The following is a 22150-nucleotide window of genomic DNA, read 5'->3' as shown; positions in this document are numbered from 1 at the left end:
GCCCTTCACTCGCTTCGGTCCTATGCCGAGGCCGGCTTTTCTGCGCTGATTGCGCGGTCCAGGGCATCGATCAGCGTTTGAAGCTCGACGAATTTGTTCCGTGCTCGCTCGGCATTGTCGCGATCAAAGGGAGCGGCCAGCACCTTCGCATGCGTGTCTCTGTCCTCGATCATGCGATCGCGGGCCTTCTTCAATATGTCCAGTCGCTCGTTCATCTGTGCCTCTCCGCCAATATCTGCTCGACCACGATCAGGGCCTCAGTCGAAACCAGCCGGAAGCTCGCCCTTTCGGAAGAACACCGTAGGCTCATCGTCATAGTCACCCATTTCGGGATCGCCGCTGGACGAGAACGCGACGACGCCGAGTTTGCTCAAGGCCAATCTCTCCGCCGTGCGCAGCGCGCCGCTTTCCGACTTGCAGACGATGGGAGAGTCGGCCTTCAGATTTCCACCCTTGCCGGCGTTGAACGCCTGCACCACGTAGGTTGTTTCGCGGACCATGACGGCACCTCTGACCTGTTGACACACGGAGTTGACGTCAACGACCGCGACAACCGCGCTCAGCCGCGCATCGCTTCGATGAGCGCGGAAATCCTGATCGTTGCAAAGCTGGAGAAGGTGTCCGACACGGCATATGGCAGGATGATCTGATCATTGTGCCTCATCGCACCGCAGGTATAGACGACGTTGGGGACATACCCCTCGCGTTCGGACGGCTCAGGCCGCAGCAGCGGCTCGGCCGAGCGAGCCAGCACCCTGGACGGGTCGCGCTTGTCGAGCAGAGCCGCTCCGATCGAGTATTTCCGGATCGGGCCGACACCGTGCGTCAGCAGCAGCCAACCTTCGTCAAGTTCGATGGGTGCCCCGCAATTGCCGATCTGGACGAACTCCCAGGGAAATTGCGGTTTCAAAAGCACCCGGCCGCCCTCCCATGTGTAGAGGTCGTCCGAATAGACCAGATACAGGTTCTCATTGTCCTGTCGCGCGATCATGGCATAGCGGCCGTCGATCTTGCGTGGGAACAGCGCCATGCCCTTGTTGTGGGCTGCAGCCCCCCGCAAAGGCGTTAGTCGAAACGACATGAAGTCGCTGGTCTCGATCAATTCAGACCGGATCGCCCGTCCGCTATAGGCCGTATAGGTCGCGTAGTAGATCTCCCGATCGCCGTCGTTGAATTTGACAAAGCGCGCATCCTCGATCCCGTTGGATTGGGATTCGGTCACGGGAAAGATGACCCGCTCGCTGAGGTCTTCCTCGGGCCTGAACACCAATTCCACACGGTCGCCGTCCGATCCGGATACGCGATGGCTGATCCGGGGGACCGAGGCAAGGCGCGCCGTCGGATCGACGGCCAGGCTTCCGTCAGCCGCAATCGTTCCGGTTCGAAACGTCAGTGACGACACATGCCCCTCGCCGATGGCCCGGAGGCTGACGATGAATCGCGAACCTCCGTTCGGTGCTCCCGATTGATCGGGGTGCGGGACGATGCTGGGGTTGAACAAGGCAGAGGCTTCGAACGAATACTCACTGAGAAAATAGGCACCAATCAGCTGGCGCTGCGTCTTCGAGAAGACGCCATGCGTGGCGAAAGCGTCCTCCATTTCATCCGCTCGGGTCTCGAACCGCTCCAGGAGGTTACGATGTCGCCCCTGGAAATTGTCGAGCACATCCGCAAGCTGAACTGCAACGGCCTCCGAACTGAGCGCAAGAACCCGGTCGACGATATGATTTGCACGCATCTTGTCGGTCGGGTTCAGATCGCGGGGTTCGGTTGCCGGCTTGAAGGGCCGCACGATGACTCGCGCTGGATCGGGGCGCAGATTAAGCCCCTGCCGGTTCAGGAAAGAAGCTTGTGACACGGTATCCTCGGCGTGCTGAATGAAAAGATGAAGTTCAGGCGCTCACGGCGCGCAAGGCTGTGGGCCTCGTCAAGCTCGGGTTGACGCGCGCAAGCTGGCGCATCTCAGCAAGCCCGAGGAGATAGCAAACAACGGACTCGCCCCCGCGGTTTTCGTTGGCGCGATCAGCGTGCAAACCATCCCGGCAACTGCCAGTGAGCGGATCGACCAGCGCCACTGAGAGATCGTTGCTGCCCAGGAACCAGGCGAAGGCCCGAGTTGCCATGGCTTTCCATTCGGCATCGCCATCGGCACGCCACGCGGCTAGGCAGGCGGCGATCGTTGCCGTTGCCTCCACGGGCTGCTGATCAAATGCACGGGGATGTTGCCGCCGCTCGCCGAAGCCGGCGGTGCCGACCGGCCGGAAATGCCCTGCCGCGGTCGTCTGCTGCGTCATGAGCCAGCGCAGAGACCTCAATCCGGCATCGAGATATTGGGGCGCCTGCGTCGCCATGCCTGTGAGGATCAGCGCCTGCGGCAGCCGCGCGTTGTCGTAGGCCAGCCCTTCCTCGAACCACACCCAGTCAGACGTCTCGACCGACGCCAGACAGGCCATCAACCTGCCGGCAAGGGAATGCCGGACGTCCCTGGCGTGGAGATCGTCCGGAGCTACAGCGCAATAGGCGTCCAAGCCCAGCAGCATGAATGCCCATGCGCGGGGCGAACCAAAGCTCGCCGCGATCGACAATGCCTGGGCGAACAAAGCAGCGGCCCACAGGCGCCGGGAGGGGCTCGCGTCTCTGCGTGCAGCCTCGCCCAAAGCCCATAGCGTCCGCCCGTGACTGTCTTCCGACCCTCTGTCCTCAAGCCAGGTTCGATTGAACCCCATGAAGTTGCGAAATTGCCCGGTGTCGGGATTCCAGGCGTGCTGCACGAATGCCGCAAACCGGCTCGTCAGGATTTCCGACAGCGGCTGTTCGCCTGGACCATTGAGGGCGCAGGCCAGCAGCAGCGCTCGGGCATTGTCGTCGACGCAATAGCCGTGCGCGCGATCCGGCACCGAATGGACCGCATGCTGGAACAGGCCGACATCATCGCACATCGACAGGAAATGGCCGATCTGCATATCGGGCGATGCGGGGCTACGTGGCTCCGGCACATTCATCTCCGAGCACGCGAAGAGTTTAAGCCGATGGCCTTGCCGTACATTCTCGAAGACGGACACGTAGCGCTCGGCCACCCGTTCCCATGTCATCATCCGGCTCGCCGCATAGGCGCGCCGCGACATCGCCTGCCGGCGGGCGTCGTCGGTCAGCAGGCCTGCGATCTCGTTGCCGATCGCCGCGGCGTCGCTGAAAGGCACCAGCACGCCGCACCCGTCGGCAAGCAGCTCGCGGGCGTGCCAGTAAGGCGTCGAGACGACCGGCTTCCCCAATCCGAAGCTGTAGGCCAGGGTTCCCGAGGTCATCTGGGCCTCGTTGAGATAGGGCGTGACATAGACGTCGCACATCGAGATGAATTCGAGCAGCGTGGCGAGATCCGCGAACCGGTCGAAGAACACCACGTGGTCGTCAATTCCGAGTTCGCGCACCCGCGCCATCAGGCTCTCGCGATAGGCCTCGCCCTGGTTTCGGACCAGGTTGGGGTGCGTTGCGCCAAGCACGACATACACCGCATTAGCGCAGCGCTTCAGAATCGACGGCATGGCGTCGATCATGATTTCGATGCCCTTGTTCGGTGACAACAGGCCGAATGTCAGGATGACCGATTTTTGCTCAAATCCAAGCTTGGCCTTCGCTGCATCGGGCTCGACGAAGGCGACGTCCGGAATGCCGTGGGCGATGACCTCGATCTTGTCGTCGGCCACCCGGTAGACGTCGCGCAGCAGTTCGCGGCCCTTATTGGCCATCACCACGACCTTCGACGACGCCTCGACGATGCGCTCCATGACCGTCCGCTGCGCAGGTGTCGGATCGGCGAGCACGGTATGGAACGTCGTCACCACCGGCATGGCAAGGCGGGACAACAGCACGAGGATATGGGCCCCGGCCTCACCACCGAAAATCCCGAACTCGTGCTGCAAACACACGGCATCGAACCGGCCGGCATTGAGGAAATCCGCGGCCCGCATGTAGTCTTCGATATTGCCGTCCTTGATCTGGAACGCGACCGCCGGAGGATAATCATAGGCTTGACCGCGATCGGTCATTGCCACGATGCAGGTCTCCATATCCTGGCGCGAAATCGATATCGCGTTCTTCAGGTCGGTCGTATAGGTCGCAATTCCGCATCGTCGAGGCAGCGAGTTGCCGATCACGGCGATACGGCGGAGCGGCGTCATGTCGGCACCTCTATGATTTCGCTTGATGTCGGAGCGTGCACGGCGGGCGGACGCGCCGGCGAATTCTGTCGTCCGTCACCTCTGCCACGCGCTGCTTGATTGCAAACCTCAACAGCCGCGACAGATATTCTTCAGCTTCGCTGCGGTTCTGGCCTCTTCCGCAATGAAGGGGTCCTTGTAGGCGGCCCGCGCGGCGTCTTGTTCGGCAGCAGTGGGTTGCTTCGCTTTCGGCGGAAACGCGGCGTCGTAGCATGCGAGCCGTCCGCTCGTGCTCTCGATTGCGCGGCAGTCCGGCTCTTTCTCTTTCGCGACTGCGCTTTGCACGAATGTGCCAAGCGCCAATGCGACAATAAGCATTTTCATACGGGTATCGTTCCTCGCGGAGGATCCGGGCGCGCCGTTTGACGCCCCTGCGCTCCTCATGCCTCGAACTGGTCGAACTCGTCAGACAGCAGAACCCGGCCCTGCGGCGTGCATATCCGCACGTCGACATAGCCTTCCTGCAACAGCTCCTTCGCCTTCTTCAGAGCGGCGGCCGTCGTGGTGCGGGCCAGGCTGACATAGCCGCTTTGATCGCGTCCGCTCACCAGATATTGGAGCGGCGTCCTATCCATGCAGAAAAGCCGCAGCGGCCACCAGGAGCAACAGAAACAGCGGGACGATCACCGGCGGCACGATCCAGTCGGCCAGATTAAAGCGAGGCATGCGCGCTCCTCCTCGTTCGGCGGGAGCGCTAGTGACCCTCAGTCACCGATGGATGCCATGGGAAGGGCGGTGATCGCAGGACTCTACGCTTATGCCCTGCCAATAGCGAGCTTTAAAACGTCGCGCGACGCGGCGGCGTTGCCTTGAGCAGCCGCGTCGTTTAGGTCAAACAACGGCGGTATCAACACGGGCACGACTGGCATGGCTACAATCTTCTTCGATCTCGACGGCACGCTGACCAACCCGAAGCCCGGGATCACCCGCTCAATCCAATACGCGCTGGAGCGGCTCGACCTTGCCGTGCCGAGCGAGGACGAGCTGACCTGGTGCATCGGGCCGCCCCTCCACGCCAGCCTGAAGAAGCTCACCGGAAGCGACGAGCTCGCCGACCGTGCGCTACTGCTTTATCGCGAGCGATTTGCCGATATCGGCCTGTTCGAGAATGAGGCCTATGCCGGCATCATCGACACGCTGACGACGATCGCCGCAACCAGCCAGCGCATGTTCGTCGCCACCAGCAAGCCCGCGGTCTACGCCATCCGCATCGTCGATCATTTCGGCCTGAAGCCGTATTTCGAGCGCGTGTTCGGCTCCGAGCTCGACGGCACGCGTGTCGACAAGCGCGACCTGCTGCGTTTCGCGCTCGACGAAACCAAGGTCGATCCCGGCAGCGCGATCATGATCGGCGACCGCAGCCACGACGTGATCGGCGCCCGCACCAACGGCATGACCGCGATCGGCGTGCTCTATGGTTATGGCAGCGAGGCCGAGCTGCGGGATGCCGGCGCACATCACATCTGCGCCGCGCATCCCGAACTGCTCGGTCACTGCGCAGCCTAGGCGCTGACGGTCTCGACCGCCGCCAGCATGCCGGTCTTCGAATGGCAGTTCAGATATTCGAAGAACTGCTCGTCGGCGGCAGCCACCGTGACCTCGTGATAGAGCCGCAGCTTTGCGGACGGCCCGAGCGTCGACAGGTATTTCATCGCCGCGCCGAATATCTTGACGTGGGTCGGATGTGACTCCGCCCAGCGCTCCAGTGCGGCAAGGCTCTTCCACCAGCTCTGGCCGTAGGACTTTTCGCTCACGCTGCCGTCGGCGGAGAGCACCTGCATGTAGCGGTTGGCGTAGCAGCCGATGGCTAGCCCGTCGTCGCGCAGAAAATCCATGCCCTCGCGCAGCACCGGTTCGACATCGTCGAGATAGAGCTTTCGCTCGGATGCCTCCGTATCGCTCCAGTCCTGCCCGGAGCGGATCAGGCAGAGATTGTCGTGCGCCTTCACGCGCAGCCGCGCGCCGTCGCGGATCAATTCCGGCGTGCCGCCCGGCGTCATCGGATCGGCCTGCGACAGCGGAATGCGATCGCGCATGCCGCCCCAATAGGCGTGCTCCTGCACCTCGCCGCTCATGCCGTCGGCGATTGCGGCCACGCCCTCGGGCCGGTCGAGCGAGGAGAACAGCGTCTCGTGCCGGGCGACCGTGGGACGCAGCACCTCGATGAAGGTGCCGATGCCCTCGCGCGCCTTCACAGTCCACGCCTCGCGTGCCGGCGGGAACCATGCGTCGAAGCGCGCGACGTCGTCCCAATAGGCAACCGACACGACGGTCTCATAACCGGCGCGGTCGACGTAGCGGGCGCGGTCCCAATGCGAAGGCCCGCCCTCGGCAGCAAACCGCGCCGCGATCTCGGCGAGTGCCGCCGTCGCAGCCGACGGCGCCGCGTCGCGATACTGCACACCGAAATAGGCCATCACGACGCGGCTTACGGCGGGCTTGTAGCGCGCCACGAACGACGGATATGGCGGCTGGTAATCGTCCGGCACGCGCTTGTGGCGCGTGCGCTGGGTCTCGAGATGCAGAGGAATTGCGGATTCCATGATCGTACCCTCCCCTTGATCCCGGCGATCAGCTCGCCGCCGCCGCGATGTCCGTGTGCTCAATGGTGTCGACCGGCAGCGCGAACTGCTCGACGCGCTGGTATCGCTTCTTGTTGAGCAGGAGCCGCGTCACGTCGGGCCGCGAATAATGCCCGGCGGGATCGGCAGCGTTCTTGGCAACACCGATGGCGCCGAGATCAATCTCGGCAATCAGCAGCCCCTCCTGGTCCGGCGCCAGCTTGTCGCCGATCTGGCTGCCGTCGGGGCCGTAGATCGCGGCGAACCCGCCGCCCACGTGCAGCAACGCATTCTTGTCCGGGCGGTCGCAGAGCTCATCGATCATGGCCTGCGAGACCGTCGCGCACGGCGCGAGCACGAAGCAGGAGCCCTCCACCGCATAGACGCGCGAGGCGGCATTGTTGACCTCGGCGCCGAGCGCCGGCGCGAAGGGATCGTAGAGCGAGAAGCTCGGCCAGGCCGCGACATGCACCTGCTCGTTCTGGGCGTACATCGCGTATTTCGACAGTGGCTGGAGATGCTCCCAGCAGCACAATGCGCCGATGCGGCCGATGTCCGATCTTGCGTGCACGGCGAGATCGCTGCCGTCACCCTCGCCATAGACCGTGCGCTCGGCATGGGTCGGCCGCAGCTTGCGGCGCTTTGCGATGGTCTCGCCGTCGGGCCCGATCAGCCATTGCGCCAGATAGAGACTGCCGCCGTCGCGCTCGGACAGGCCGAGCACGGCGGTGAGCTTTGCCTTGCGTACGGCGTCGCGCAGGCGCTCGGCCTGCGGACTGTCATAGGACAGCGAATTGTCGAAATAGCGCTGCACAAAACCGCGGCCGATCGCCCAGGCCGGCGAGTCCATCCAGATGTGCCAGGGGTAGCCGGGGATGAAGGCCTCTGGAAAGGCGATCAGCTTGGCGCCCTTCTCGGCCGCGTCCCTGATCAGCGCGATCGACTTGTCGATCGACGCGTCGAGATCCAGCCAGGCCGGCGCCGCCTGCACCACCGCGACCTTGTATTTCGGATGTACGATGCCCATTCCCGCCTCCATTGCCGGTTGATCGGAAGCCACGTCCGATGCAGTCTATTTGGCCAAGCCACCCGGCCGGGCGCTCGACCGCAGTGGAACAAAAACTCGACTGGCCGGGATCGCCGACGGGTACGGGACTTGCCTTCGGTCAGGCTGGATCTGCGCCAACATGCGGTTTTGCTGGATGTGACAGGGAGGCTTGCCGATGCCAATCCAGTTCACGACAGACGGCAGCCCCGGCTACCGGCGGCTGGCGCTGTGGCAGGACATCGTCTGCGACGTCTTCGTCGGGCTCGACTGCAAGTCCGACCTCGGCAGCGCCTTTCGCGGCTCGGTCACGCAGGCCCCGCTCGGCAAGGCCGTGTGCTCCGAGGTCTGCTCCGACCGCCAGCACGTGTTCCGGACGCCGTCCCGCATCGCGCGTTCGGATCAGGATTTTGTCCTGGTTGCGCTCGGCAATCGCGGCGACGGAGGCGTGGTGCAGGACGGCCGCGAGACCGTGATCCATCCCGGCGAGTTCGCGCTCTACGACACGACGCGTCCCTATGAGCTGAAGTTCAACCACGCCTTCACGCAGACCATCTTCAAGGTGCCGCGCGAAATGCTGCAGCGCCGGCTCGGCGCCACCGAGACGCTCACCGCGATGTCGTTCGGCGCCGATGTGCCGCTCGAACGGCTCGCCTATGATTTCATCTTCAGGCTTTGCCAGAGCGCGGACCGACTTGCCCCGGACAACGCTGCGGCGTTGTCTGAGCAGGCCGTCGATCTGCTCGCGATGGCGCTGAGCGAACGGCTCGGCAAGACATCGTTGCCGTCCTCTACCCATCGCTCCGCCCTGCTCTACCGCTTGAAGGCCCATATCCGCGCTCACCTAGCGGATCCCGACCTCTCGCTGTCGGAGGCCGCGGCTGCACTCGGCATCTCGCCGCGCTATGTGAACGATCTCCTCGCCGACGAGGATACCTCGTTCCAGCGCCACGTGCTTGCCGAGCGTCTGGCCCAATGCCGGCGTGACCTCGCCTCGCCCGTGCTGGCCCATCGCCATGTCAGCGAGATCGCCTTCGCCTGGGGCTTCAACGACCTCTCGCATTTCGGCCGCGTTTTCCGCGAGCATTTTGGAATGTCGCCGCGCGACTTCAGGCAGAGCCAGTTGCGGCACTGACATCCAGCCAGCTATCACCTCAAGCCTTCGCTGCAGGCGAAGGCAAGGCTCGTCAATTCCAGATTGCCTTGTCCGTCTGCGCGCATCAGGCTGGCGTGCATGAGGACTCACGCCACCATAAGCGGATCGGAGCTGTTGCTGGGTGTGATCGCGATCAGGCTCGCGGTGCTGGTCCTGGTTGGCTGGGGCCTGACGCTGCTGCCGCGGCAGGCGCGTGACGGCGAAGCCGCCTGCTTCCCCTCGCCCGCAACCAGGATCGAGGTTCAGTCATCGGTGAAGACGCCAGGCGCGCGCGTTGCCGATGCAGCATTCGATGACATGCGCCTGCACGACTAGGCCATTCCCGAGCAAGGCCGGTATGTGAGCGCGTGATAGGACGCGGCCCGCGCTTGCATTACCATCGCCCAAAGGCCGCACCGGTCAACCAGCGGCCAGCCGAGGAGCATATCGATGGAATACCGACGCTTGGGCCGATCCGGCCTCATGGTGCCCGCTTTGAGCCTGGGAACGGGCACCTTCGGCGGCGTCGGCCGCCTTGCTGCGTGGGGTACGACGGACGCGGCCGAGGCGCGGCGCCTTCTGGATATCTGCCTCGATGCCGGGGTGTCGATGTTCGACACTGCCAACGTCTATTCGCTCGGCGAATCCGAGCGCGTCCTCGGCGAGGCCATCAAGGGCCGCCGCGACAAGGTTCTGATCTCGACCAAGGCCACCTTCCGCTTCGGCGATGGGCCCAACGACATCGGCTCGTCACGGCAGCATCTGCTCGCGGCCATCGACGGTTCGCTGAGCCGGCTCGGCACCGATTACATCGACCTGTTCCAGCTTCACGGTTTCGACGCGTTCACCCCGCCTGAAGAGGTACTTGCGACTCTCGACGTGCTCGTGCGCGCCAGCAAGATCCGCTATGTCGGCGTCTCCAACTTTTCGGGCTGGCACCTGATGAAGTCGCTCTCGGTTGCCGACAAGCATGGCTTCCCACGCTATGTCGCCAACCAGACCTACTATTCCCTGATCGGGCGCGACTACGAATGGGAGCTGATGCCTCTCGGCGTGGACCAGGGGTTGGGCGCAGTGGTCTGGTCACCGCTTGGCTGGGGGCGCCTCACCGGAAAAATCCGACGGGGTCAACCGAAGCCCGAGGTCAGTCGCCTGCCCAAGACCGCCGATTTCGGCCCGCCCGTGCCCGATGAGCACGTCTATCGCGTCGTCGAAGCGATCGACGAGGTCGCCAAGGAGACGGGCAAGAGCGTCTCGCAGATCGCACTGAACTGGCTGCTCCAGCGTCCGACGGTCTCGACGCTGATCATCGGCGCGCGCAACGAGACGCAGCTGCGCGAAAATCTCGGCGCGGTCGGCTGGACATTGACCAAGGACCAGATCGCAAAGCTCGATGCCGCGAGCAAGGTGACCTTGCCCTATCCCTACTGGCACCAGCGCACCACCTTCACCGACCGCAATCCGCCGGCGGTGTAGAGACGGCCAACTGCCCGACCGCTCGGCTCCCCGAGCCCTCGCGAAAGCGGTCCCGACCCGTTTTCCTGTGCCGGAAGGCCTGCTTCCGGCACAGGAACCGTCCGGGTCCTGCCGGGTTGCGATCCATCCTGCAATTTCCTAATCCGGGGATGAATCACGGCTCCAATCAGGCGCGCCACCATCATGTCGTCTGCCCCGATCGAGCATGCCGACGGCCTGCCGCAGCCGCAGCGCAACCAGGCGGTGCTGACGATTGCGCTCGGCATCATCATGGCGGTCGTCGACAGCGCCATCGCCAACGTGGCGCTGCCGACGATCGCAGCCGACCTCGATGCGAGCCCGGCCTTCTCAATCTGGATCGTCAATGGCTACCAGCTCGCGATCACGATCTCGCTCTTGCCGCTGGCGTCGCTCGGCGAGATCGTCGGCTATCGCCGCGTCTATCTGGCCGGGCTCGTACTGTTCACGCTCGCATCCGCCTTCTGCGCGCTGGCGCATACGCTGCCGCTGCTGACGATCGCGCGCATCATCCAGGGTTTTGGCGCGGCCGGCATCATGAGCGTCAACGCGGCACTGGTGCGCTTCACCTACCCGCGCAGCCAGCTCGGCCGCGGCATCGGGATCAACGCGCTCGTCGTCGCCTTCTCAGCCGCGGTCGGCCCGACGCTCGCCGCGGGCATCCTGGCGGTCGGAACCTGGCCTTGGCTGTTCGCCATCAACGTCCCGCTGGGTGCGGTGACGCTGGTGCTCGGCCTGCGCAGCCTGCCGCACACAAAACCCGCCAGCCATTCCTTCGACTGGCAGAGCGCAGGGCTGTCCGCGATCACCTTCGGCGTCGGCATCGCGGCCGTCGACAGCGTCGGTCATGGCGAGGCCGCCGTCACCTGTCTCGTTCAATTCGCCATCGCCATCGTCGCGGGCGCACTGCTGATCTACCGCGAAACCCACATGACCTCGCCGCTCTTGCCGGTCGACCTGTTGCGTATTCCGGTATTCGCGCTGTCGATTGCCACCTCGATCGCCTCGTTCTGCGGACAGATGCTGGCCTTCGTCGCGATCCCCTTCTACCTCCAGAGCCGCTTCGGCTATTCCGCCGTGCATATGGGACTTCTGATCACGCCCTGGCCGATCGCGGTGGCGCTCGCAGCCCCGCTCGCCGGCCGCCTGGTCGAGCATTATCCGGCCGGCCTGCTCGGCGGCATCGGGCTCACGCTGTTTGCCTGTGGCCTCGGCGCACTCGCCTTCCTGCCTGTAAGCCCGACACCGCTCGACGTGATCTGGCGGATGGCGCTGGCGGGGGCCGGCTTCGGCCTGTTCCAGACCCCCAACAACCGCACCATGATCGCGGCCGCCCCGCGCGAGCGCGCCGGCGGCGCCAGCGGCATGCTGGGCACGGCGCGCCTGCTCGGCCAGACCACCGGCGCGGCGCTGGTGGCGCTGCTGCTCGGCCGCTATCCGACCGAGGGAACCAGGATCGCGCTCCTTGTCGGCGTCGGATTTGCGCTGTGCGGTGCAGTGCTGAGCATGCTGCGGCTGTCGCCCGCGGGCGCGCGCGGCGCCGAGCACGTCCGGGTACAGGACGACCAGCGCCTGCGCGGCGAATAGCTCACGTCCAGGTTCTGCTGCTCTCGCGCGCAACTTGTGCGTGGCTTAACTATCTGGACCAATGACGTATTGCCCTCCCGGTTGCGCTTCATTGACGCGGGGAATAAGGGGCATTTCATGCGTTCATTTGGAATTGTGGCGCTCAGCGTCATGCTGGGCGGCTGCGCGTCTGTCACGCGAGGCACGACCGAAAACATCAGCATCTCATCGACACCGTCGGGCGTGGAAGCCGTCGTCAGCGGAATGGAAGTTCCGACCACCTGCACGACGCCGTGCTCCGTGGTCGTCAAGCGGAACGCCGACATTTCGATCACCTTCCAGAAGGAAGGCTATGAACCGCAGATCGTGCCGCTCAGCCGGGACATACCGACCTCCGGGGCCGCCGGCTTCGCCGGAAATCTTTTGCTCGGCGGTGTCGTCGGCATGGGCGTCGATGCTGCCACCGCGGCGGCAACCGATCACAAGCCCAACCCTGTCATCGTGACCATGCAGCCGTCAGCTCCCGCTCGCGCACGGCCACCCGCGCCGAAGAAGCCGCGGCCGCCGGCGGCGCCTGCGCCTGACACCGGCACCTAGCGCCTCGCAACTGCCACGCAAACAAAAAGGCCGGCTTTTCAGCCGGCCTTTTCAATTCATATCGCTCGCAATCAAGCCTTGACCAGCGGGCCCTTCGAGGTCGGCCCCTTCGAACCGCCGGAGCCACCACCGCCCGGCTTGGACTTGCCCGGCGGACGCTTGCGGGCGCCGGGCAGCTTCTCCTGCTTCGGCGTGATCGGACCGTCGAGGAACTCGAACCCGATCTTGTCCTTGGTCTCGTCGGCCTCGTCCTTGACCAGGACGACGCGGACGTGGCCGCCACCCTTGAGCTTGCCGAACAGCACCTCGTCAGCCAGCGGCTTCTTGATGTGCTCCTGGATGACGCGGGCCATGGGCCGTGCGCCCATCTGCTCGTCGTAACCATGCTGGACCAGCCAGGTCTTGGCGGGCTCGGACAGTTCGATGGTGACGTCGCGATCGCCGAGCTGAGCCTCGAGCTGAAGCACGAACTTCTCCACGACCGTGCCGATCACCTCGACGCTGAGATGGCCGAACGAGACGATGGCATCGAGACGGTTGCGGAATTCCGGCGCGAACTGCCGGTTGATCGCCTCGTGGTCGTCGCCTTCCCGCTTCGAGCGGGTGAAGCCGAACGCCTGCTTGGCGAGATCCGAAGCACCTGCGTTCGTGGTCATGATCAGGATCACGTTGCGGAAGTTGACCTGCTTGCCGTTGTGGTCGGTGAGCCGGCCGTGATCCATGATCTGGAGCAGCACGTTGTAGAGGTCGGGATGCGCCTTCTCGATTTCGTCGAGCAGAACCACGCAATGCGGATGCTGATCGACGCCGTCAGTGAGCAGACCGCCCTGGTCGAAGCCGACATAGCCGGGAGGCGCGCCGATCAGACGCGACACAGTGTGCCGCTCCATGTATTCGGACATGTCGAAGCGCAACAGCTCGACGCCGAGCGACGCCGCGAGCTGCTTTGCAACCTCGGTCTTGCCGACGCCGGTCGGACCCGAGAACAAATAGCAGCCGATCGGCTTCTCCGGCTCGCGCAAACCGGCACGCGCCAGCTTGATCGATGCGGCAAGCGACTCGATCGCCTTGTCCTGACCGAACACGGTGCGCTTCAGGGTCTGCTCGAGATGCTTGAGCACCTCGGCATCGTCCTTCGACACGCTCTTCGGCGGGATCCGCGCCATCGACGCGATCGTGGTCTCGATCTCCTTGATGCCGATGGTCTTCTTGCGCTTGTTCTCAGCCACCAGCATCTGCGCCGCGCCGGACTCGTCGATCACGTCGATCGCCTTGTCGGGCAGCTTGCGGTCGTGGATGTAGCGCGAGGAGAGCTGCACCGCAGCCTCGATCGCCTCGTTGGTGTACTTCAGCCGGTGGTAGTCCTCGAAGTAAGGCTTGAGGCCCTTGAGGATCGCGATCGCGTCCTCGACCGTCGGCTCGTTGATGTCGATCTTCTGGAAGCGCCGCACCAGCGCGCGGTCCTTCTCGAAGTGCTGGCGGTATTCCTTGTAGGTGGTCGAGCCCATGCAGCGGATCGTGCCCGAGGCAAGCGCCGGCTTGAGCAGGTTCGACGCATCCATCGCCCCGCCCGACGTCGCGCCCGCACCGATCACGGTGTGGATCTCGTCGATGAACAGGATGGCGTTGGGATGCGCTTCGAGCTCCTTCAGCACCTGCTTCAGGCGCTCCTCGAAGTCGCCACGATAGCGCGTGCCCGCGAGCAGCGTGCCCATGTCGAGCGAGAACACGGTCGCAGCCGCAAGAACCTCCGGCACCTCGCTGTCGACGATGCGCTTGGCGAGGCCCTCCGCGATCGCGGTCTTGCCGACACCGGCCTCGCCCACGAACAGCGGATTGTTCTTCTGCCGGCGGCACAGCACCTGGATCGCTCGGTTGATCTCGGAATTGCGTCCGATCACCGGATCGATCTTGCCGTCGCGCGCCTTCTTGTTGAGGTTGACGCAATAGGTCTCGAGCGCTTCGCCCTTCTTCTTGGCGTCCTCGGTACCCTTTGCCTCGGTCTCTTCGTCGACGCCGCGCACCGGCCGCGCCTCGGAGACGCCCGGCCGCTTGGCGATGCCGTGGCTGATGTAGTTGACGGCGTCATAGCGCGTCATGTCCTGCTCCTGCAGGAAGTACGCGGCATGGCTCTCGCGCTCGGCGAAGATCGCGATCAGCACGTTGGCGCCGGTCACCTCTTCGCGACCGGACGACTGCACATGGATCACCGCGCGCTGGATCACGCGCTGGAAACCGGCGGTCGGCTTGGCGTCGTCGGCGCCATCCGTCACCAGATTCTCGAATTCGGTTTCAAGGTAATTGACGAGGCTCGTGCGGAGCTTGTCGAGATCGACGCTACAGGCGCGCATGACGGCGGCTGCATCGGAGTCGTCGATCAGGGAGAGCAAGAGATGCTCGAGCGTCGCGTATTGGTGATGACGCTCGTTTGCGATCGCCAGCGCACGATGCAGGGATTGTTCAAGGCTTTGGGAAAAAGTCGGCATTCGCGTCCTCTATGGCCCCCACCATCATGATCGCCATCGCCCGGTCAGGCAACAACAACCTTTGTCACATATAGTTATACAAGACCGCGGCGAAAGACCGGTTCCGCGACTCAAATGGGCATTACGCGCCCACGGCATGCTCGATGCAAAACCCGTTCCGATTTGGGCAGAACTACCCATTTGGGCAGGATTGACGCCGCTGATTTTCGCGGGATCACGCAGCAGGATGTGCTGCCGTCACATACCGCGCGACCAGAACCGATCTAAATAACTCTGGATGTGAACGCGCAGCTATTTCTTTTCCATCACGCATTGCAGCGGATGCTGGTGCTTGCGGGCGAAGTCCATCACCTGCGTCACCTTGGTCTCGGCGATCTCGTAGGTGAATACGCCGCACTCGCCGATGCCGTGATGATGGACATGCAGCATGATCTTGGTCGCGGCCTCGATGTCCTTCTGGAAGAACTTCTCCAGCACATGGACGACGAATTCCATCGGCGTGTAGTCGTCGTTCAGGATCAGCACACGATACAGGTTCGGCCGTTTGGTCTTCGGCTTGACCTTGGTGATGACAGACGTATTCGGCCCCGTCGGTCCGCCCGAACGGTTCTCGTCATTGCTCATACGAGGAGCGTGGGCAGCGGCTTGCGCGGACAGGTCTAGTCTGAAAGTCAGGTGCGGCATGGCTCAGGCGTTCAAATTCCCCACGGAAGCGAGTGACGGTCAGCCGCGCGGCCCCGCCCTTCGGAGCTTTGCACGGGCGCGCCGCCTTGTTGGATCACCGCTTCCAACCGGTCCGGTCAAGCCCGGCTCGATTGTAGGGAATATGGGCCCGCCCCCGGCTCGCCGCAAGCGTGCAACGGTCTGGCCAAAATGGTCGAGGCAGTCCCGATTCCCGGTCCGGCGATCCTGACCAAGGTTAGTCAATCCGGACCGATTTGACAAAAGTTTCGGCCGGCACCGTTTAGAACATCTTCACCAGGAATCCGGCCGTTAAGCGGCAGCGGCGATTTCGCGGGATACCTCCGGTTTTCTACGGTCCCATCGAGCTGCCGTTCAATCGCTTGGCGCCTGGTGCGCATGCGCGTCGCCATGCTGCTCGACAACGCCGGCTCGATGGCCCAGGACGGCAAGATGTGGGCGATGCCGACGGCCGCGAAGAACCTGGTCGATCAGCTCAGTGGCCTCGTGCTCCTCGCCGGCGCTCTCGATGCGCAGAATCGCTGGTGGTACAGCAATGCCTCGCAGATCGACACGCGGCGGAAGAAGCTGCGCGATGACGCCGAAGCGGCGAGCATTGCGCGAGCGGCATCGACACGTTCTGTCCAGACCGTGTGGGGTTGACGTCGGTACGTCGTTGTCGAAGCTGCGCGTGGCGCGCTGAACCGGATCTCTGTCGCGACAACAAAAAAACCCGGCTGAACCAGCCGGGCTTTTCGATTCCAGGAGTTCCAGAGGACGTTAGTTGGCAGCCGGGGTGAACTTCGAAACGATGGTCTCGACCGGCTTGAACGCCTGCTTGGCGAGGTCGCTGTAAAGGCCGGCGATCTTCTGCGATTCCGCAACGAAGGTCTCGTAGCTGGAACGGGCGAAGTCGGTCTGCGCTTCCACGGCCTTGTCCAGCGACTTCACGCCGGAAAGCTTCTCGACGAAGGACTTGGTGTCTTCAAACGACTTCTTGGTGTAGTCGCCATACGCGCTGGCGATCGCCTGGAGGCCATGCTGCATCGAGGTCGCGGAAGCAACGCACTGCTCGAACTGCTCTTTCCCGTAGCTCTGAAAGTCTTCAACCTTGAACATTTCGGAATCCTTTTTCCCTGGCTTTGGTCCGGAAGCCCCGGCTCCCTGACTCCGCCCAAAAATAGTGCAACGCACAAAAAAGTCAAGAATCTTGTGCGGCGCACAAAATTAGATGCAAATCGCTGAGATTCCCGGGGTTTCCCGCAATGGTTCCTTAAGCTTTTGGAAACCGCGGACCCCTACCCTGATTCCCTGGACGTGTTCAGCTTCCGCGAACGGTCAAAAGCCGTTCGAGAACATCACCTTAGCCAGAACAGCGGCTCAGGCCCAACGTTTCCCGCAGCGAACACCAGCGGAGAGACAGCCTGAGCAGGTAATGATCCCGGGTCGAGTGGGCACAATTTCGCCTCACGGGCCGGTGATCAAGTCAGAAACGGGGACGGGGTTTCATGCTTCGTAAAAACTTGTCTTCCTCGCGCTTGGCGCGGGTTGGCGTTTTCGGGCTTCTTACGGTCACCGCCGTAGTCATCTTCACCGATGCTGCCGAGGCACGGCGTCACCGGCGCCAATACGCTCACCACCGGGTGCAGCGCGATGTGTCCGACAGCTCCAGCCCGAAATTCGCATCGATCATCGTCGACGGCAATTCCGGCTCCGTGCTCCAGGCAACGAGCCCGGACGGAATCCGCCACCCCGCCTCGCTCACCAAGATCATGACGCTCTATCTGCTGTTCGAGCGCCTCGAGTCCGGCAGGATGAAGCTCGACACCGAGATGCCGGTCTCGCAGCACGCCGCCGATCAGGATCCGACCAAGCTGAACCTCCGTGCCGGCCAGACCATCCGCGTCGAGGACGCGATCAAGGGCCTCGTCACCCGCTCCGCCAACGATGCGGCCGTCGTGATCGCGGAAGCGATCGGCGGCGACGAGGACGACTTCGCCCAGATGATGACGCGCAAGGCGCGCTCGCTCGGCATGTCCAAGACGGTCTACCGCAACGCCAACGGCCTTCCCAACGACGAGCAGGTCACGACCGCGCGCGACCAGGCCACGCTCGGCCGCGCCATCCAGGAGCGCTTCCCGCGCTACTATCGCTATTTCGCGACCTCGACGTTCAATTGGCGCGGACAGTCGATCCGCAACCATAACCACCTGCTCGGCAGCGTCGAGGGCGTGGACGGCATCAAGACCGGCTACACCCGCGCCTCCGGCTTCAACCTCGTGACCTCGATGCGTCGCGGCAACCGCCACCTGATCGGCGTGGTGCTCGGCGGCCGCAGCGGCGGCTCGCGCGACGCCACCATGCGCAACCTGCTCGCGGAGAACCTCGAGAAGGGCGCCACCACCCACACCGTCGTCGCCGTCACCGAGCGCAACGGCGCAGATGCCAATACCGACGTCGCCGATGCATCGGAGACCCCGGCCCGCCCCGCTCCGCAGGTCCAGCAGGCCGCGGCCGCCCCTGCCCCCGAAACGGCCCCGCAGCGCCTCGCCTCGCGCCTCTCAGCGCTGGCGGCTGCGACCGCCGCGATGCCGCCGGCTCAAGCCAGGCCTGACACCAGCAAGCCTGAGGTTCGGCCAACTGAATCCAGGATCGAGCCCGCGCCGCTCACCAATGGCGTGATCTCCAGCCAGCCGCTCTCCATCATCCCCGGCTCGTCCGAGCCGATGAAGCCAGTCCGGGTGAAGACGGTTCAGGTCAAGGCCGGCACCGTGAAGGTCGCCTCCGCCGCGCCGGCTCAGGTCACACCGCAGGTCACGAGCACGATTGCGGCCCGCTCCGACGTCGCGGAGACCTCCGGCGCCGTCGTCGCCCGCGCCGATCTCATCAACAAGCCCGAGATGGCGAGCCAGCCCGAAGCGCCGAAGGCCGAGCTCGCCCGCACCGAGATGCCCCGTCAGCCGGCGGGCTTCGGCACCGGCAATGGCATCCTCGGCGTGCTGCCCGCCGCAACGGCCGCGGCGCCCACTCCGGCTGCTGCGAAGCTCGCTTCGGCCGATCCTGTGCCGCAGCCGATCCAGATGAGCGCCACCACCAAGCCGGTCGTCACCCATAGCGGCTGGATCGTCCAGGTCGGCGCACTCGAGAGCGAGAACGAAGCCCAGCAGCGCATCGACGCCGCCCGCAGCTCCGCCCGCGGCCTGCTCAGCAAGGCCGACCCGTTCACCGAGCCGGTCCTCGCCAAGGACAATCGCAAGCTTTACCGGGCCCGTTTCGCCGGGCTCGAGCGGGACCAGGCCGAAGCCGTCTGCCGCGCCCTGAAGCGCGCCGACATCTCCTGCATCACCGTCCGCAACTGATCTGTCGTACCGCTCCAATCAAAATGCCCGCGCCTTGCGCGGGCATTTTTGTTTTGGGGGATGCGGCGATGCCAGTTCCGCGACAACCTCTCGTCAAGGATTTACGGTTAAAACTTTACTCAAGGGATCGACCACGCCGACAAAGGCGGGCATCGGGGCGACGGCAGACAGAGCAAGCGGAGCTTACGCGGTACGGGCGTTTGTAGCGTAGTGCCGGAGTTAGCCGTTATGCGTGCGAAGCAGAGTATCCTTGGCCTCGTTCACACGGGCAGCGAGATACGTCGAGCCCCCCTGGTCGGGATGGAGTTTCTTCATCAGGGACTTGTGCGCCCGGCTGATGTCGTCGCGCCCCGCGCCCGGCTGCAGGCCAAGGATCTGATAGGCTTCCTCCGCCGTCATTTTGCCGCTCGGCGCCGTGCGGCGCTGCCGCCCTGCCGCATCGCCCTGCGCGTTCTGACGCCAGGCGGGAAACCGGCGGTCCAGATAGCTTTCAAGTAGGGCCACGCTCTCGGCGTCGAACGCCGGAGCCATCGCCAGCAGGCCGGCGAGATCGAACTCCTGGAGATCGCGCCCGGCGTGAGGACCGGCGACGATCTGGCCGGCGAGCTGACCCGAATCGTGGTCGAGCCGCATGTCCAGGAATTGCGAGCGTACGCGCGAGGCCTGTCCGGCCGGGCGCGTTGCGCCACCGCCGAACAGCCCGCCGATATTGCCGAAGCCGGCATTCGCCAGCGGCGTCCAGCCCAGGAGCCCGGCGCCGAAAATCCCGAGCGGGATCGCCACCGCCAGCTCGCCCCGCAGGCCAGTGAACGCTGCGACCGCGAGCGCCACCACGCCGCCACCGAACTTGATGGTGCGCGCCAGCACCGCCGGATTGGCGGAGCGGAACATCTGGAGCAGCAGATAAAGCGTGATAACGGCGATGGCGCCGGCGATCAGGGTCATGGCCGGAATATAGTCGCCCTCACGGCAAAATGCATGGCGTCCGTCTCCGACGCGGGCCGCTACTTCATCTGCCCGATCAGCTTGGCCGCACCGCTCGCACTCTTGGCAAGTTTCAACAGCGCCTCGCGGCCGCCGGCGGCATAGGCCGCGGCCGCGCGCAACAGCTCGCGAAGCTGCGCCGCCGCGCCGGGATCGAACCGGCACCAGGCCCCGCCGGTCAGCCGCGCGATCTCGCGAAAGGCCTGCTCGGCCACGGCGTCGGCGCCTTCCTGAAACACGAACACGGGGACCTTGAGCATGCCGAGCTCGCCGGCCTTGGCGCAGAGCTCGTCGACCTTCTCCTCCATGGCATCGCCGACGAAGACGACGGCACGCACGCCCGAGGCGACCGCCTCGCGCCGCACGTCGCTCAGCACCTTGCCGATCTGGGTGTCGCCGCCGCGACAGTCGATCTTGCTCATCAGCGTCGCGAGCTTCGCGCTGTCGGAGATCCAGCCCGTGGCGCGACACTCGTTCAAGCCGCGATAGTAGACGAGCCGGATGTCGAGGCTGCCGATCGCTGCGGCCTCGCGGAACATGTCCGCCTGGAGCGCGCAGGCCATGTCCCAGGTCGGCTGCCGGCTCATAGTCGCATCCAGCGCGAAAATCAGCCGCCCCTTCGCGCCGGGGGCATGCGGCGACAGCGCACGCGCCTTGGCGACGAACGCGGCGATGTCCTCCGCGGTGCTGGCTTGAGGCAGCGTGCCGCCGGTTTGGCTCGAGACGGCATCACGGCCACGCGGTTTGACGGGTTCGCCGGGCATCCCTGCTCGCTTCTTGCGTGAGCGGCTAATGTGGATAGCGCCTGCGGCCCGGTCAATGTGCAAAGCCTCCGCTGGCGGATGCCGGCGGAGGCTTTGCAGGTCGTGCTGACGATCGGAGCGGGTCGGTGTCAGCTGGTGTCGGTGTCAGCTCTTGGCAGGCGCCATCAGAGCAACCGGACCGGGCTCCAGGATATTGGGCGGGGCCGAGCGCGTATCGACGGGCGCCACGGCGCTGTCGCCGTCGCTCAGGAACTTGTCGAGCATGCTCTGGATCGAGTTCTTCGCTGCATCCGGACCGGTGTCGCGCATGTCGTTGTGCTGGAATTCGGTCTTCACGACCTGGATGCCGGCCTTCTCGCATTCCTCATCGGTTGGGATGACACCCGCGTCGGTCTTGAACTGCGGATCCTGCGAACGGAACGACAGGATCTTGAACTTGCCGGCAGTGACGAAGGGCACGCGCAGATTGTCGAGCGTGACGACCTTCTTGACCTCATCGGGATACTGCTTGGCGAAATACATCGTGATGTCGCCGCCCATGGAGTGGCCGACCATCGTCACCCTGTCGTAATCGGCGTTGGGCTGAACCTTCTTCATCTCCTGCATGGCGAGATGGATGTTGGCAACGCCGCGCAGGATCTGCGGCAGCCGGCCGACATAGAGCTCACCGGGCTTCGTCACCATGGGAGGATCGGTCGGCAAATCATGCTGCGGGCTTACGACCATATAGCCGCGCGCCGCGAAGATGTTGGCGAGGAAGCCGTACTCGGTATTCTTGACGGTGTTGCCGTGATTGATCACGGCAACCGGCAGCGTGATCATGCCGGCATTGGCCTGCATTTCCTTGTCGCGGCGAACCGCGATATCGACAGGCACGGGACGGTTGTCGCGCGAGGCGTCGTAGAAGGTGACGGTCTCGTGCCTGATCGCCCACTTGCTCGCCGTGACATAGGCGACGCCGAAGAGGGCACTAACCGAAACCAGAACGGCAATTCCACGCTTCATTTTCGTCCTCAGCCTCAGGCTCTTGCGGCCTGAATCCCTGTTGAAAATCGTGTTCTTCCGGGGCTCTTCGGCCCCTGGTCGCCTATTCCCTAATATATGTCACAGCCGCGTGACAGGAAGCTTAAATATTGTGAACCTTCAGCCCTTTCATTGTGCGGCGCACGCGTTTCTTGGGCATCCCATTCTCAGGCGGCTACGTCAGGTGGCAGGCTACCATCCGACGCAACCGGTCTCGATTGGCTTCAATTTCACGGTA

At 64.2% G+C, this 22150-nt stretch carries 22 protein-coding genes; 8 read left to right on the top strand and 14 right to left on the bottom strand.

Annotated features, from left to right (window positions below):
- Positions 1-20: 20 nt before the first annotated feature.
- The 6 genes from AB7G19_RS18355 to AB7G19_RS18330 all read right to left on the bottom strand — a co-directional run bounded on the left by AB7G19_RS18355 (position 21) and on the right by AB7G19_RS18330 (position 4792).
- Positions 21-215, bottom strand: coding sequence for a hypothetical protein (locus AB7G19_RS18355; RefSeq protein ID WP_063982779.1), 195 nt, complete (start codon positions 213-215; stop codon positions 21-23).
- A gap of 42 nt (positions 216-257) precedes the next feature.
- A complete protein-coding gene (locus AB7G19_RS18350; protein WP_063982778.1) occupies positions 258-500 on the bottom strand; it encodes a hypothetical protein in 243 nt (80 codons plus the stop codon).
- A gap of 59 nt (positions 501-559) precedes the next feature.
- The gene (locus AB7G19_RS18345; protein WP_166097119.1) at positions 560-1858 is read right to left on the bottom strand and encodes a glycoside hydrolase family 130 protein; all 1299 of its coding nucleotides are present in this window, start codon (positions 1856-1858) and stop codon (positions 560-562) included.
- A 34-nt stretch (positions 1859-1892) separates the two neighbouring features.
- Positions 1893-4178: a glycosyltransferase family 4 protein gene (locus tag AB7G19_RS18340; RefSeq protein ID WP_166342136.1), complete on the bottom strand. Its 2286-nt coding sequence runs from the start codon at positions 4176-4178 to the stop codon at positions 1893-1895.
- Positions 4179-4286: 108 nt separating this feature from the next.
- Positions 4287-4535, bottom strand: a complete 249-nt coding sequence (locus tag AB7G19_RS18335; RefSeq protein ID WP_283016780.1) for a type VI secretion system-associated protein TagO — start codon at positions 4533-4535, stop codon at positions 4287-4289.
- A 62-nt stretch (positions 4536-4597) separates the two neighbouring features.
- Positions 4598-4792, bottom strand: a complete 195-nt coding sequence (locus AB7G19_RS18330; RefSeq protein ID WP_166342138.1) for a hypothetical protein — start codon at positions 4790-4792, stop codon at positions 4598-4600.
- 292 nt (positions 4793-5084) lie between these two features.
- Between AB7G19_RS18330 and AB7G19_RS18325 the strand changes: the two genes are divergently transcribed.
- Positions 5085-5723, top strand: a complete 639-nt coding sequence (locus tag AB7G19_RS18325) for an HAD family hydrolase (RefSeq protein ID WP_166342139.1) — start codon at positions 5085-5087, stop codon at positions 5721-5723.
- On the opposite strand, the gene AB7G19_RS18320 is transcribed toward AB7G19_RS18325, so the two are convergent.
- Together AB7G19_RS18320 and AB7G19_RS18315 are read right to left on the bottom strand one after the other, a co-directional pair.
- Positions 5720-6760 carry a phenylacetaldoxime dehydratase family protein gene (locus tag AB7G19_RS18320; protein WP_166342140.1) on the bottom strand — a complete coding sequence of 347 codons (1041 nt, stop codon included), beginning with the start codon at positions 6758-6760 and terminating at the stop codon, positions 5720-5722. The two genes, AB7G19_RS18325 and AB7G19_RS18320, sit on opposite strands and share 4 nt — an antisense overlap.
- Positions 6761-6788: 28 nt before the next feature.
- Complete coding sequence (locus AB7G19_RS18315) at positions 6789-7805, bottom strand: carbon-nitrogen hydrolase family protein (RefSeq protein ID WP_283016781.1); 1017 nt, start codon at positions 7803-7805, stop codon at positions 6789-6791.
- Between the two features lie 196 nt (positions 7806-8001).
- Here AB7G19_RS18315 and AB7G19_RS18310 point away from each other — a divergent pair, with 196 nt between their 5' ends.
- From AB7G19_RS18310 to AB7G19_RS18290, 5 genes are all read left to right on the top strand, one after another.
- Positions 8002-8958 carry a helix-turn-helix domain-containing protein gene (locus AB7G19_RS18310; RefSeq protein ID WP_135216955.1) on the top strand — a complete coding sequence of 319 codons (957 nt, stop codon included), beginning with the start codon at positions 8002-8004 and terminating at the stop codon, positions 8956-8958.
- Positions 8959-9057: 99 nt separating this feature from the next.
- Positions 9058-9294: a hypothetical protein gene (locus AB7G19_RS18305; RefSeq protein ID WP_166342143.1), complete on the top strand. Its 237-nt coding sequence runs from the start codon at positions 9058-9060 to the stop codon at positions 9292-9294.
- A gap of 114 nt (positions 9295-9408) precedes the next feature.
- The gene (locus AB7G19_RS18300; RefSeq protein ID WP_283016782.1) at positions 9409-10434 is read left to right on the top strand and encodes an aldo/keto reductase; all 1026 of its coding nucleotides are present in this window, start codon (positions 9409-9411) and stop codon (positions 10432-10434) included.
- Between the two features lie 183 nt (positions 10435-10617).
- Positions 10618-12039: an MFS transporter gene (locus AB7G19_RS18295; RefSeq protein ID WP_283016783.1), complete on the top strand. Its 1422-nt coding sequence runs from the start codon at positions 10618-10620 to the stop codon at positions 12037-12039.
- Positions 12040-12156: 117 nt separating this feature from the next.
- Positions 12157-12615, top strand: coding sequence for a PEGA domain-containing protein (locus AB7G19_RS18290; RefSeq protein WP_166342146.1), 459 nt, complete (start codon positions 12157-12159; stop codon positions 12613-12615).
- A gap of 71 nt (positions 12616-12686) precedes the next feature.
- On the opposite strand, the gene clpA is transcribed toward AB7G19_RS18290, so the two are convergent.
- Both clpA and clpS read right to left on the bottom strand, forming a co-directional pair.
- Positions 12687-15101, bottom strand: coding sequence for an ATP-dependent Clp protease ATP-binding subunit ClpA (gene clpA / locus AB7G19_RS18285; protein WP_014494656.1), 2415 nt, complete (start codon positions 15099-15101; stop codon positions 12687-12689).
- 291 nt (positions 15102-15392) lie between these two features.
- Positions 15393-15725 carry an ATP-dependent Clp protease adapter ClpS gene (gene clpS / locus AB7G19_RS18280; RefSeq protein WP_014494655.1) on the bottom strand — a complete coding sequence of 111 codons (333 nt, stop codon included), beginning with the start codon at positions 15723-15725 and terminating at the stop codon, positions 15393-15395.
- 456 nt (positions 15726-16181) lie between these two features.
- Between clpS and AB7G19_RS18275 the strand changes: the two genes are divergently transcribed.
- Entirely contained in the window at positions 16182-16445 is a 264-nt protein-coding gene (locus AB7G19_RS18275) for a hypothetical protein (protein ID WP_441268005.1), read from the top strand.
- 117 nt (positions 16446-16562) lie between these two features.
- On the opposite strand, the gene AB7G19_RS18270 is transcribed toward AB7G19_RS18275, so the two are convergent.
- Positions 16563-16901 carry a phasin family protein gene (locus AB7G19_RS18270; RefSeq protein WP_014494653.1) on the bottom strand — a complete coding sequence of 113 codons (339 nt, stop codon included), beginning with the start codon at positions 16899-16901 and terminating at the stop codon, positions 16563-16565.
- A 389-nt stretch (positions 16902-17290) separates the two neighbouring features.
- Here AB7G19_RS18270 and AB7G19_RS18265 point away from each other — a divergent pair, with 389 nt between their 5' ends.
- Positions 17291-19141 carry a D-alanyl-D-alanine carboxypeptidase gene (locus AB7G19_RS18265; protein ID WP_166342147.1) on the top strand — a complete coding sequence of 617 codons (1851 nt, stop codon included), beginning with the start codon at positions 17291-17293 and terminating at the stop codon, positions 19139-19141.
- Between the two features lie 219 nt (positions 19142-19360).
- Here the strand turns inward: AB7G19_RS18265 and AB7G19_RS18260 are convergent, their stop codons facing one another.
- The 3 genes from AB7G19_RS18260 to AB7G19_RS18250 all read right to left on the bottom strand — a co-directional run bounded on the left by AB7G19_RS18260 (position 19361) and on the right by AB7G19_RS18250 (position 21894).
- Positions 19361-20086, bottom strand: coding sequence for a DnaJ domain-containing protein (locus AB7G19_RS18260; RefSeq protein ID WP_063982763.1), 726 nt, complete (start codon positions 20084-20086; stop codon positions 19361-19363).
- Positions 20087-20145: 59 nt separating this feature from the next.
- Complete coding sequence (locus AB7G19_RS18255; protein WP_039147674.1) at positions 20146-20889, bottom strand: hypothetical protein; 744 nt, start codon at positions 20887-20889, stop codon at positions 20146-20148.
- A gap of 144 nt (positions 20890-21033) precedes the next feature.
- The gene (locus tag AB7G19_RS18250) at positions 21034-21894 is read right to left on the bottom strand and encodes an alpha/beta fold hydrolase (RefSeq protein ID WP_063982761.1); all 861 of its coding nucleotides are present in this window, start codon (positions 21892-21894) and stop codon (positions 21034-21036) included.
- Between the last annotated feature and the right edge of the window lie 256 nt (positions 21895-22150).

The sequence above is a fragment of the Bradyrhizobium sp. 215_C5_N1_1 genome (assembly GCF_052075935.1).
Lineage (GTDB): Bacteria > Pseudomonadota > Alphaproteobacteria > Rhizobiales > Xanthobacteraceae > Bradyrhizobium > Bradyrhizobium barranii.
Note: the sequence above shows the minus strand (reverse complement) of the source record. Positions and strands in the feature narration are given on the sequence as shown.

What these genes read in the sequence shown, in the direction of transcription:
- AB7G19_RS18355 (WP_063982779.1), bottom strand. Translation starts at nt 215, where the DNA reads ATGAACGAGCGACTGGACATATTGAAGAAGGCCCGCGATCGCATGATC.
- AB7G19_RS18350 (WP_063982778.1), bottom strand. Translation starts at nt 500, where the DNA reads ATGGTCCGCGAAACAACCTACGTGGTGCAGGCGTTCAACGCCGGCAAG.
- AB7G19_RS18340 (WP_166342136.1), bottom strand. Translation starts at nt 4,178, where the DNA reads ATGACGCCGCTCCGCCGTATCGCCGTGATCGGCAACTCGCTGCCTCGA.
- AB7G19_RS18335 (WP_283016780.1), bottom strand. Translation starts at nt 4,535, where the DNA reads ATGCTTATTGTCGCATTGGCGCTTGGCACATTCGTGCAAAGCGCAGTC.
- AB7G19_RS18330 (WP_166342138.1), bottom strand. Translation starts at nt 4,792, where the DNA reads ATGGATAGGACGCCGCTCCAATATCTGGTGAGCGGACGCGATCAAAGC.
- AB7G19_RS18325 (WP_166342139.1), top strand. Translation starts at nt 5,085, where the DNA reads ATGGCTACAATCTTCTTCGATCTCGACGGCACGCTGACCAACCCGAAG.
- AB7G19_RS18320 (WP_166342140.1), bottom strand. Translation starts at nt 6,760, where the DNA reads ATGGAATCCGCAATTCCTCTGCATCTCGAGACCCAGCGCACGCGCCAC.
- AB7G19_RS18315 (WP_283016781.1), bottom strand. Translation starts at nt 7,805, where the DNA reads ATGGGCATCGTACATCCGAAATACAAGGTCGCGGTGGTGCAGGCGGCG.
- AB7G19_RS18310 (WP_135216955.1), top strand. Translation starts at nt 8,002, where the DNA reads ATGCCAATCCAGTTCACGACAGACGGCAGCCCCGGCTACCGGCGGCTG.
- AB7G19_RS18305 (WP_166342143.1), top strand. Translation starts at nt 9,058, where the DNA reads ATGAGGACTCACGCCACCATAAGCGGATCGGAGCTGTTGCTGGGTGTG.
- AB7G19_RS18300 (WP_283016782.1), top strand. Translation starts at nt 9,409, where the DNA reads ATGGAATACCGACGCTTGGGCCGATCCGGCCTCATGGTGCCCGCTTTG.
- AB7G19_RS18295 (WP_283016783.1), top strand. Translation starts at nt 10,618, where the DNA reads ATGTCGTCTGCCCCGATCGAGCATGCCGACGGCCTGCCGCAGCCGCAG.
- AB7G19_RS18290 (WP_166342146.1), top strand. Translation starts at nt 12,157, where the DNA reads ATGCGTTCATTTGGAATTGTGGCGCTCAGCGTCATGCTGGGCGGCTGC.
- clpA (WP_014494656.1), bottom strand. Translation starts at nt 15,101, where the DNA reads ATGCCGACTTTTTCCCAAAGCCTTGAACAATCCCTGCATCGTGCGCTG.
- clpS (WP_014494655.1), bottom strand. Translation starts at nt 15,725, where the DNA reads ATGAGCAATGACGAGAACCGTTCGGGCGGACCGACGGGGCCGAATACG.
- AB7G19_RS18275 (WP_441268005.1), top strand. Translation starts at nt 16,182, where the DNA reads ATGCGCGTCGCCATGCTGCTCGACAACGCCGGCTCGATGGCCCAGGAC.
- AB7G19_RS18270 (WP_014494653.1), bottom strand. Translation starts at nt 16,901, where the DNA reads ATGTTCAAGGTTGAAGACTTTCAGAGCTACGGGAAAGAGCAGTTCGAG.
- AB7G19_RS18265 (WP_166342147.1), top strand. Translation starts at nt 17,291, where the DNA reads ATGCTTCGTAAAAACTTGTCTTCCTCGCGCTTGGCGCGGGTTGGCGTT.
- AB7G19_RS18260 (WP_063982763.1), bottom strand. Translation starts at nt 20,086, where the DNA reads ATGACCCTGATCGCCGGCGCCATCGCCGTTATCACGCTTTATCTGCTG.
- AB7G19_RS18255 (WP_039147674.1), bottom strand. Translation starts at nt 20,889, where the DNA reads ATGCCCGGCGAACCCGTCAAACCGCGTGGCCGTGATGCCGTCTCGAGC.
- AB7G19_RS18250 (WP_063982761.1), bottom strand. Translation starts at nt 21,894, where the DNA reads ATGAAGCGTGGAATTGCCGTTCTGGTTTCGGTTAGTGCCCTCTTCGGC.